A 9,302-nucleotide genomic window follows, 5' to 3' on the forward strand; every position below is an offset into this window, starting at 1 on the left:
CCATCAGTGCATCCCCGTTTGGCGGAAACTTTTAAAAATCATCAGGTTTTATCGGTGAAAATTAACGCTCCCGGTTCCCAAATCATCTTCTCCTAGGTTGAAAGCTGTTTAACTTAATAAGACCTTGGCGGTTAGGCAGAGGTGGGAAAAGTATCATGGTTAATGATTCCCTAATTCTTCTCCAATGAACTTAGCCACCATTAAAGCAACCCTACCGGAACTAATTGGCCGTTACCAGTCCCAGGCGGACTTTATCAGTATCCGGTTGGAACAGTCCGAAGGCACCCAAATTAGCTTACGGGGTAACCAGGTGGAAACTCTCAGTGAGGGCATTGCCATTGGTGGCCAGGTGCGGGTTTGCCATCAAGGGGGTTGGGGGTTTGCCAGTTTTAATCGTTGGGAGCAGTTACGCCAAAGATTAGAAGAGGCGATCGCCGCGGCCCGGTTAATTGGGGACGATGAAACCCTGTTGGCTCCCATTGATCCAGTCCAGCAAACCTTTATTAATCCTTTGACGGGTAAAGACCCCCGTGAGATTAGTTTGGCTGATAAAAAAGCCCTCTGTGACCATTACAATGATCTGCTCCGGGGCACCAGCGATAAAATTACCACCACCCATGTGCGCTATAGCGACAGTCAACAAACGGTGTTACTGGCCACTTCAGAAGGGACTTTGTTGGAGCAATGTTGGTGGGACTTGGAAATGCGTTTTGCGGCCACTGCGAAGGATGGCAATGGGGTGCAAGTAGGTAGGGAAACCACAGGCTCCCGCCGGGGCTATGGGGACTTGGAAAATTTAGATGCCGTGGTGCAGGGGGCTGCGAAACGGGCGGTGAAAGCGTTAACTTTGCCCACAGTGCAGGGAAAAATTTATCCGGTGGTGATTGACCCGATTTTGACTGGGTTATTTGTCCACGAAGCCTTTGGGCATTTATCCGAAGCAGATATGCTCTACGAAAATCCCGACTTTTTGGAAGTGATGAGTTTGGGGCGACGCTTTGGCCCGCCGGAGTTGCAAATTTTTGATGGGGCGGCCCCCCCAGGGCACCGGGGCAGTTACGGTTTTGACGACGAAGGGGTACCGGCCACCACCACCCAACTAATTAAAGACGGCGAGTTGGTGGGCAGACTCCACTCCCGGGAAACGGCAGGGAAGTTGGGGGAACAACCCACTGGTAATGCCCGCTGTTTGAATTACCACTATCCCCCCATTGTGCGCATGACCAATACTTGGATTGGCCGGGGAGCAACCCCTGTGGCCCATTTGTTAGACGGCATTGAGGAGGGGGTTTATGCCCAAAACTGGCTCGGGGGTATGACCAATGGGGAAATGTTCACCTTCAGTGCGGGGGAGGCTTGGATGATCCGTAATGGCCAGCTAGCAGAACCTGTTAAGGATGTGACCCTCTCTGGCAATGTCTTTAAAACCCTGGCTAACATCGAGGCGATCGCCGACGACTTTTATTGGGATGAGTCCGGGGGCTGTGGTAAAGGGGGCCAAAATGGCCTAGCAGTGGGTTGCGGTGGCCCCAGTTTACGCATCCGGGATGTGGTAGTGGGGGGCGATGCTGCCTAGGTCCTTTGCCCCTCCGACCTTTGGGGGCAGATAATACCTCCCCCTAACACCCGATCGCCGTCGTAGAGCACAGCGGCCTGGCCGGGGGTGATGCCAAATTGGGGTTCATCAAACACCAGTTTGATTTGTTGGTCGTCCCAGGGAATGGCATTAACCGTCACCGGAGCAGAACGGTAACGCACCTGTACCTCGCAGCGGATGGGGGCCGTTGGTTCGGGAATGGAAACCCAATTTAACCTTTGCACGTAGCATTCCCCACTGCCCGCACTCTGGCGATCGCCAACAATAACCCGATTCATCACCGGATCGAGTTTAACGACGTATAAAGGTTCCGCCGCCGCGATGCCCAAGCCTTTTCGTTGCCCAATGGTGTAGTGGTGAATGCCCTCATGGTGACCCAACACCACTCCGGACAGGTCGACAATTTCCCCCGCTTTTGGGGCAATGTACTTGTCCAAGAAGTCCCGCATGGAGCCATGGGCTTCAATCAGACATAAATCCTGACTATCCTTCTTCTCTGCTGTGCTGAGGTCAAACTCCGCCGCCAACTGTCGGGTAACGGTCTTGGTTTGTTCCCCCAGGGGAAACAGGGTGGCCGCCAAAATTTCCTGGGACAGGTCATACAAAAAATAGGATTGATCCTTCTGGCGATCGACCGCCCGCAACAACTCATAGCGTTGACTGTCTTCGTTAAAGCGAATGCGAGCATAATGCCCCGTGGCAATTTTATCGATACCAAGGGACTGTTGGGCGTATTGCAACATAGGGCCAAACTTCACCGCCTTATTACATTGGGAACAGGGCAATGGAGTCACTCCCTCACCGTAACCCTGCACCAGATAATCAATAATGTGATTTTGGAATAAATCCCTGGTGTCCACAATTTCGTGGGGTACCCCCAACTGTTCACAGATAGAAGCGGCATCCACCAGCCCTTCCGAACAGCACTGACCCTTACCCTTCATTAACCAGAGAGTCACCCCCACCACGCCATAACCTTGACGGTGCAACAGGGCCGCCGCCACCGAACTATCTACCCCACCGGATAGTCCCACCACTACTTTCTGCGTCATTGCTCGTTTACTCTGCGCTCTAAATTGACAAGGGTTGCTCTAACAAATAGGCCCTAACTCAGCTTAACCTAGAAAAACTACCGCTAAAAACCGATGTAATCCAAAACCCAAGAGTTGGTTATACAGTTGACGGCGATCGCTAACTATTACCATCGGACCTGGCTGACAAAACTTAATCCGATCTTTTCCATGCTTGAAATCAGTTAAATCAAGAAGACAGCAACATATCCATGGGAAATTTTTTGAATGGGTCAAGTGAGATAAAATTATCTTATCTATTTGTTGTCTATTTATGGAGTAAAAATATATGAACATTAATATCTCTATCATTGACCAACGTTTGTTATCAATTGTTGAAGATATTCGCCAAAAAGCTTCTGAAGAATTAGACATAAAAGATGAAAATAGATTTAAACCTCTTGCCTTTGTTTATCTATGTGTTAAGACTATATTAGATTTAGACAACGATGAAGCTTTTGATTGCTTAACCGAAGGAGGAGGAGACTTTGGAGTTGATGCCATGCACATCTCGGAGGAGTATGACGGCGAATTTACAGTTAGTTTATTTCAAGCTAAATATAAAAAAAAGCTAGAGGGGAATTCCAATTTTCCTGAAGAAGGGATAGAGGCACTAATAAACGCCATTCAATATTTATTTAATCCGGCCGCCAAACTAGAATACATTAATGAAAGATTACTCACAAAAGTGGAAGAAGCTCGTAGTTTAATTCGGGATGGTTATATTCCACAAGTTAGAGCGCTGGCTTGTAATAATGGGCTGAAATGGAATTCATCTGGTGAAGAAGCTATTGAGCGTGCTGGATTTGGAGATCAGGTTACATGGGAACATATCAACCATGACCGGCTCGTAAAAATTCTTCAAGCTTCCAGACCTGTAAAAGATACTTTACAGCTGAGTGGAAAAGCTATAGTTGAAGATATGGAGTTCAGCCGGGTACTGGTAGGTAGAATTTCCGTCACCGAAATTGCCACACTTATTGATCGACATGGTGAACGATTATTAGAGCGTAATATTCGTCGCTATTTAGGATTACAGGGAAATCGTGTTAACGAGGACATTCGTCATACTTTAACTAGTGATGAAAAAAATAATTTTTACTTTTATAACAATGGGATAACCCTAACTTGTGACAGCTTTTCATATAACGCACTGCAGGACAGTAATTATCAAGTACGTGTCGAGAATTTACAAATTATTAATGGTGGTCAGACCTGTATAACCATATCTAAAACTTTACAGCAACCACATTTACTTCATCAAAATGCCCAAGCCTATGTTCTTCTTCGACTTTATCAATTGCCCCCTGAAAATGAAGGCTTAGTGCAAAGAATAACCTACGCTACTAATAGCCAAAATCCAGTAGATCTCAAAGATTTACGAGCTAATGATGAACGCCAACAAAGATTAGAAATGGATATTAAGCAATTGGGATTTAACTATCGGCGGAAACGATCTGATACTAATACTCGGTCTGCCGATATCACCTCGGGGGTAGCCGCTGAGGCAGTATTATCTGTTTGGAGAAGAAAACCTCACCAAGCAAAATTTTTCTCCCGTGAGCATTTTGGAAAACTATATGATTCGATATTCACTAAACAATTAAACGGAGCCCAGGTAATAGTAGCTGTTCAACTTTACAGAATTGCAGAAAATCGTCGTAAAAGACCAGAAACCACTGACCCAGACTTTGTTCGCTATGCTTCATGTTTTATTGCAATGCAGATGGGACAAAAACTTTTGAATGAGATGAATGTTCAAATAAAAGATATTAGCCACAAAAATTTTCAATTTACCCAACAACTTATTGAGAAAAATGGTGAGATTTATTTTAATGCTTCATTGCAGGATATTCAAAAGGCACTCGAAGATCTTTATGGAGAACAAGAGATTTCCCTACAGCAACTATCTGCAACCTTCCGGCGCGGTGATCTAATCAGCCGACTTGAATAAATTCTCGTTACTCAAGATGTTTGATTTTAAATATTTTTGCGGGACTGTATTAGTGCGGCTTCATTCTTGATGTCCAAATCTAAAAATTTTTCCTGACTGAGGCGGCATAGTTACAGATAAAACCGATGGAGTTTGTTGGATTTCTATTTGACTATCAGTGGTAAAAATAGACTCTATCCTTTCTATTTTGTCTAAATCTAAAATTTCTGGAGACAATGAAATTTCTGTAACATTGTCTCCCGCATTAACAGCAATAATTAAGGTTTCATCGCCGTATTGCCGCTGGAAAGCATAGCCCATACCTGCCGTGACGAGAATTTTGTAATCCCCCAGTTGCAAACATTGATAGCGATGGCGCAGGGCGATCAATTGACGATAAAATTCCCAACAATCTAAATCCCAATCAGTTTTTGCAGGAAAAACTCGGCGGCAATCTGGATCTGCTCCCCCTGCTAAGCCCACTTCGTCACCGTAGTAAACACAGGGAGCACCAGGGAAAGTAAACATTAGTAGGAGGGCTAGGTTAACGCTGGGGCGATCGCCATTGGCCAGGGTTAAGAGGCGGGCGGTGTCGTGGCTATTGAGCAAATTCAATTGGGTTAACTGAATCTCCCAGGGGTGTCGTTGCAGAAGTTGGCTAATTTTTTCTCCATAGGCATCTGCGTTGAGGGCGGGGTAAGGACGGTATTCTTCCCCCCGTAGATGTTCTTTTTGCAGGCGATCGCCAATGGTGAAGGCCACTGTTGGTTCGGTGAATCGGTAATTCATCACGCCATCAAACTGATCTCCGCCTAACCAAGGACTAGCATCACACCAAATTTCCCCCACAATGTAGGCTTCCGGGTTAATTGCTTTGACCCGACGGCGAAATTCCGCCCAAAACCCCTCCGCTTTGACACAATCGGGCACATCTAAACGCCAACCATCAATGCCTTGGGCAATCCAATATTCCCCTACCCGCATTAAATATTCCCGCACGTCGGGATTATCGTGGTTAAACTGCGGCAAGGCTCGCAAATCTACCCAACCCCGATAATTAGCCGGCAAAGAACCGTCATAGGCTGATAAAGGCCAGTCTTCGATGTAAAACCAATCTAACCAGGGGGAATGGGGCCCGTTTTCCAAAATGTCGTTGAAAAAGTAGAAACCCCGACTGGCATGGTTAAACACTCCGTCCAACACTACTTTCATTTCTCGTTCATGGACAGCGGTTAGTAGGGCTTGCAAAGCTTCATTGCCCCCCAGGAGAGGGTCCACTTGGTAATAGTCATGGGTGTGGTAGCGGTGATTACAGGCGGACTGAAAAATGGGGGTCAAATAGAGAGCCGTAATACCCAATTCCTGGAGATAATCTAACTGTTCAATCACGCCCCAAAGATTTCCCCCCTTATAACCCTGCACTGTGAGGGGAGTTTCCCATGGCTCTAACTTTGGTTGTTGAGCAACGGCGATCGCCTGATGGTGGCCAATGGCAAAACGATCCGGAAAAATTTGATAGAAAACAGCTTTTTTAACCCAATCTGGGGTTGCAACCATGGTGATGATAATCCTCGCTAATACTCTCGCAGGCACAATGGTGGGGGACGGGGTTTTAACGCCAGTTTTTCGATAAACTGGAAGCTCAGTTTCCCCAGGTTTATTCCTATGCTCCGACTTGAACACATCCGCAAAATTTATCCCACCGGCGAAGTTCTTAAAGATGTGAACTGGGAAGTTAAACCAGAAGAACGGGTAGGCCTGGTGGGGGTCAACGGGGCCGGAAAATCCACCCAACTCAAGATCATTATGGGGGAAGTGGAGGCCACTGCGGGGGAAATTATTCGGCCAACGGCCCTGAAAATCGCCCATTTAACCCAGGAATTTGACGTTACCCCCACCCGTACTTTACGGGAGGAAATGTGGACCGTATTCACCGAGGCGAACCAGGTTCAGGACTCCATGCACCATGTCCATCAGGCTATGGAAGTGGCCGATCCGGACACCCTGGAAGATTTAATTCATAAATTAGATAAATTACAACGACAGTTTGAAGCCCTGGACGGTTATCGGTTGGAGTCGCAAATTGAGCGGATTTTGCCGGAAATTGGTTTTGAGCCGGAAGATGGCGATCGCCTGGTGAGTTCCTTTAGCGGCGGTTGGCAGATGCGGATCAGTTTGGGCAAAATTCTACTGCAGGAGCCGGACTTACTATTGTTGGACGAGCCCACTAACCATTTAGATTTAGAAACCATTGAATGGCTTGAAACCTATCTCAAGGGTCTAAAAACTCCCATGGTGATTATCTCCCATGACCGGGAATTTTTAGATCGTCTTTGCACCAAAATTGTGGAAACGGAACGGGGGGTATCCACCACCTACCTGGGCAATTATTCCAGTTATCTCGTGCAAAAGGAAGAAGGTAGCCTGGCCTTGGCCAGTGCCTACGAACATCAACAAAAAGCTTTGGCTAAACAACAGGCCTTTGTGGACAAATTCCGGGCCAGTGCCACCCGCAGTACCCAAGCTAAAAGCCGAGAAAAACAACTAGAAAAAATTGAACGGGTAGAGGCCCCCGTTGGTGGTGTCAGAACCCTTAAGTTTCATTTCCCCCCTGCCCCCCGTAGTGGTCGTCAAGTGGCACTAATTGAAGACATTTCCCATTCCTACAACGATAAGCTACTTTTTCTCGGTGCTAATTTGGAAATTGAACGGGGCGATCGTATTGCTTTTCTGGGCCCCAACGGTTGTGGGAAATCCACCCTCCTGCGGATGATTATGGGCATGGAATCTCCAGAAGAAGGGCAAATAAAAATGGGGGAACATAATATTTTGCCCGGCTATTTTGAGCAGAACCAGGCAGAAGCTTTAGACCTGGAAAAAACCGTGATGGAGACCATCCATGATGAAGTACCCGACTGGAAAAATGAAGAAGTGCGGACTCTGTTGGGACGATTTCTCTTTTCTGGGGAAACGGTGTTTAAAAAAGTGGCCGCCCTCAGTGGTGGAGAAAAAGCCCGCTTAGCCCTGGCCAAAATGTTGCTCACTCCGGCCAATTTTCTCATCCTTGATGAGCCCACCAATCACCTAGATATCCCCGCCAAGGAAATGTTAGAGGAAGCATTACAGGAATATGAAGGCACCGTGGTGCTAGTCTCCCACGACCGTTATTTTATTTCTCGGGTAGCTAATAAGATAGTGGAAATTCGGGATGGGGAACTGGTGGTGTACAGCGGTGATTACCACTACTATTTGGAAAAATTAGAGGCGGAAAAAGCCGAGGAAAAACGTCGTCTGGCCGCTGAACAAGCTGCTAAAAAGCAAGCAGAAAAACGAGCCAAGCAAGCGGCGAAAAAAGCAGAGCAAAAAAGCAAAAACGTCATTGTTCCCTAGTCATCTGGAAAAAACGAAGACGATGGTGTTGTTTCTTCCTCTAACCCGTTGATAAGGGGGAGAAATGCAAGTCTTCAGAACGTGCTTGAAAAGCCCCCCTGACCCCCCAAATTTGGGGGGAAACAGATGCGAAGTCCCCCAGTATTGCCGGAGCTTTAGTGAAAAGATTTAGGGGGCAAAATAAGACTTTACAAACAGGCTCCCAGTATTACCTAAGTTTTAGTGGGTCGATGTAGAGGCTAACCAAAACTGTACCAACAGGCTCTTAAACGTCATTATCAAGGTCTGAGGTGATTTCCCAAATATCATTCTGGACTTTCTCAGGCCAATGGGGGAGTTTGTTCTGTGCCTGGGTAAGTTCCCAAGCCTCGTCGCTATTTAACCAGGGTCTGGGGGTCGATCTGGAGGGACAGTTCAGGTTATGGTGCGAGGATGTGTTAGTTTTTGCACCTCACCATGGTCTCCGTTCAAAATTCCCCCCGCCTGCAGCTTGAAAACCGTCTCCTCAGTCATCCCCAGAGCTATGTCAACCATGGCCAAGATGTCATTGTCGGTTTGCAGCAATGCCCCAAAACTTTGCCCCCCCACTATTTTTATGATGACCGGGGTTCACTGCTGTTTGAGCAAATTTGCCTACTGCCGGAATATTATCCTACCCGTACGGAGGCCAGCATTCTCCAGGCGATCGCCAAGGAATTGGTGCAGATTACGGGGGGCTGTGACTTCATTGAATTGGGCAGTGGTAGTTCCACCAAAACCCGGATTTTACTGGATGCCTTTGCGGAACAAAATATTTCCCTACGCTATATTCCCGTTGATGTTAGCGAAGCGATTTTAAAAGAAAATGCCGAGGCGATCTTAGCTACTTATCCCCAATTAACAGTCCAGGGTTTGGTGAGTACCTATCAGTTGGCCCTGGCATCATTACCCCATCATAATTATCCCCATCGCTTAATGGCTTTTTTAGGCAGTTCCCTCGGTAATTTTTCCGCTGATGATTGTCAAGATTTTTTTGAGCAAGTGGGGCAAGCTTTAGACCCAGGGGATTACTTTTTGCTAGGAGTAGATTTGTGTAAACCTGTGGATATTTTAGAGGCGGCCTATAACGATGCCCAGGGGGTGACAGCGGAATTTAATTTGAATATGTTGCGCCATTTAAATTGGCGTTTCCAGGGCAATTTTGCGTTGGATAATTTTTCCCATCGGGCCATATTTAACCAGCAAAAATCCCAAATTGAAATGTATTTACGGAGTGGCACCAAGCAAGTTGTACGGCTGGAAAACCTTGGTTTAACGATTAATTTCCAAGCCG

Annotated in this window: 6 protein-coding genes; 4 read left to right on the top strand and 2 right to left on the bottom strand. The window is 46.8% G+C overall.

Going from position 1 to position 9,302, the window contains the following annotated elements:
• Positions 1-184: 184 nt before the first annotated feature.
• Positions 185-1,576: a TldD/PmbA family protein gene (locus IQ217_RS18270; protein WP_194021310.1), complete on the top strand. Its 1,392-nt coding sequence runs from the start codon at positions 185-187 to the stop codon at positions 1,574-1,576.
• On the opposite strand, the gene mnmA is transcribed toward IQ217_RS18270, so the two are convergent.
• Positions 1,573-2,649, bottom strand: a complete 1,077-nt coding sequence (gene mnmA / locus IQ217_RS18275) for a tRNA 2-thiouridine(34) synthase MnmA (RefSeq protein WP_194021311.1) — start codon at positions 2,647-2,649, stop codon at positions 1,573-1,575. The genes IQ217_RS18270 and mnmA overlap by 4 nt on opposite strands.
• A 307-nt stretch (positions 2,650-2,956) precedes the next feature.
• Between mnmA and IQ217_RS18280 the strand changes: the two genes are divergently transcribed.
• The gene (locus tag IQ217_RS18280) at positions 2,957-4,621 is read left to right on the top strand and encodes an AIPR family protein (RefSeq protein ID WP_194021313.1); all 1,665 of its coding nucleotides are present in this window, start codon (positions 2,957-2,959) and stop codon (positions 4,619-4,621) included.
• A gap of 60 nt (positions 4,622-4,681) precedes the next feature.
• Here IQ217_RS18280 and IQ217_RS18285 read toward each other — a convergent pair whose 3' ends face one another.
• Positions 4,682-6,157: a glycoside hydrolase family 13 protein gene (locus IQ217_RS18285; RefSeq protein ID WP_194021315.1), complete on the bottom strand. Its 1,476-nt coding sequence runs from the start codon at positions 6,155-6,157 to the stop codon at positions 4,682-4,684.
• Between the two features lie 108 nt (positions 6,158-6,265).
• Between IQ217_RS18285 and abc-f the strand changes: the two genes are divergently transcribed.
• On the top strand, positions 6,266-7,990 hold the full coding sequence (gene abc-f / locus IQ217_RS18290) for a ribosomal protection-like ABC-F family protein (RefSeq protein ID WP_190595853.1): 1,725 nt from the start codon (positions 6,266-6,268) through the stop codon (positions 7,988-7,990).
• A gap of 456 nt (positions 7,991-8,446) precedes the next feature.
• Positions 8,447-9,302: L-histidine N(alpha)-methyltransferase (gene egtD / locus IQ217_RS18295; protein WP_194021317.1), on the top strand; the 856-nt coding region annotated here is incomplete at its 3' end.

Origin of the sequence: Synechocystis salina LEGE 00031 (assembly GCF_015207985.1) — a bacterium.
GTDB classification, from domain to species: domain Bacteria; phylum Cyanobacteriota; class Cyanobacteriia; order Cyanobacteriales; family Microcystaceae; genus Synechocystis; species Synechocystis salina.

Coding starts and splice junctions, on each gene's coding strand:
- abc-f (WP_190595853.1), top strand. CDS start 6,266: ATGCTCCGACTTGAACACATCCGCAAAATTTATCCCACCGGCGAAGTT.
- mnmA (WP_194021311.1), bottom strand. CDS start 2,649: ATGACGCAGAAAGTAGTGGTGGGACTATCCGGTGGGGTAGATAGTTCG.
- IQ217_RS18270 (WP_194021310.1), top strand. CDS start 185: ATGAACTTAGCCACCATTAAAGCAACCCTACCGGAACTAATTGGCCGT.
- IQ217_RS18280 (WP_194021313.1), top strand. CDS start 2,957: ATGAACATTAATATCTCTATCATTGACCAACGTTTGTTATCAATTGTT.
- IQ217_RS18285 (WP_194021315.1), bottom strand. CDS start 6,157: ATGGTTGCAACCCCAGATTGGGTTAAAAAAGCTGTTTTCTATCAAATT.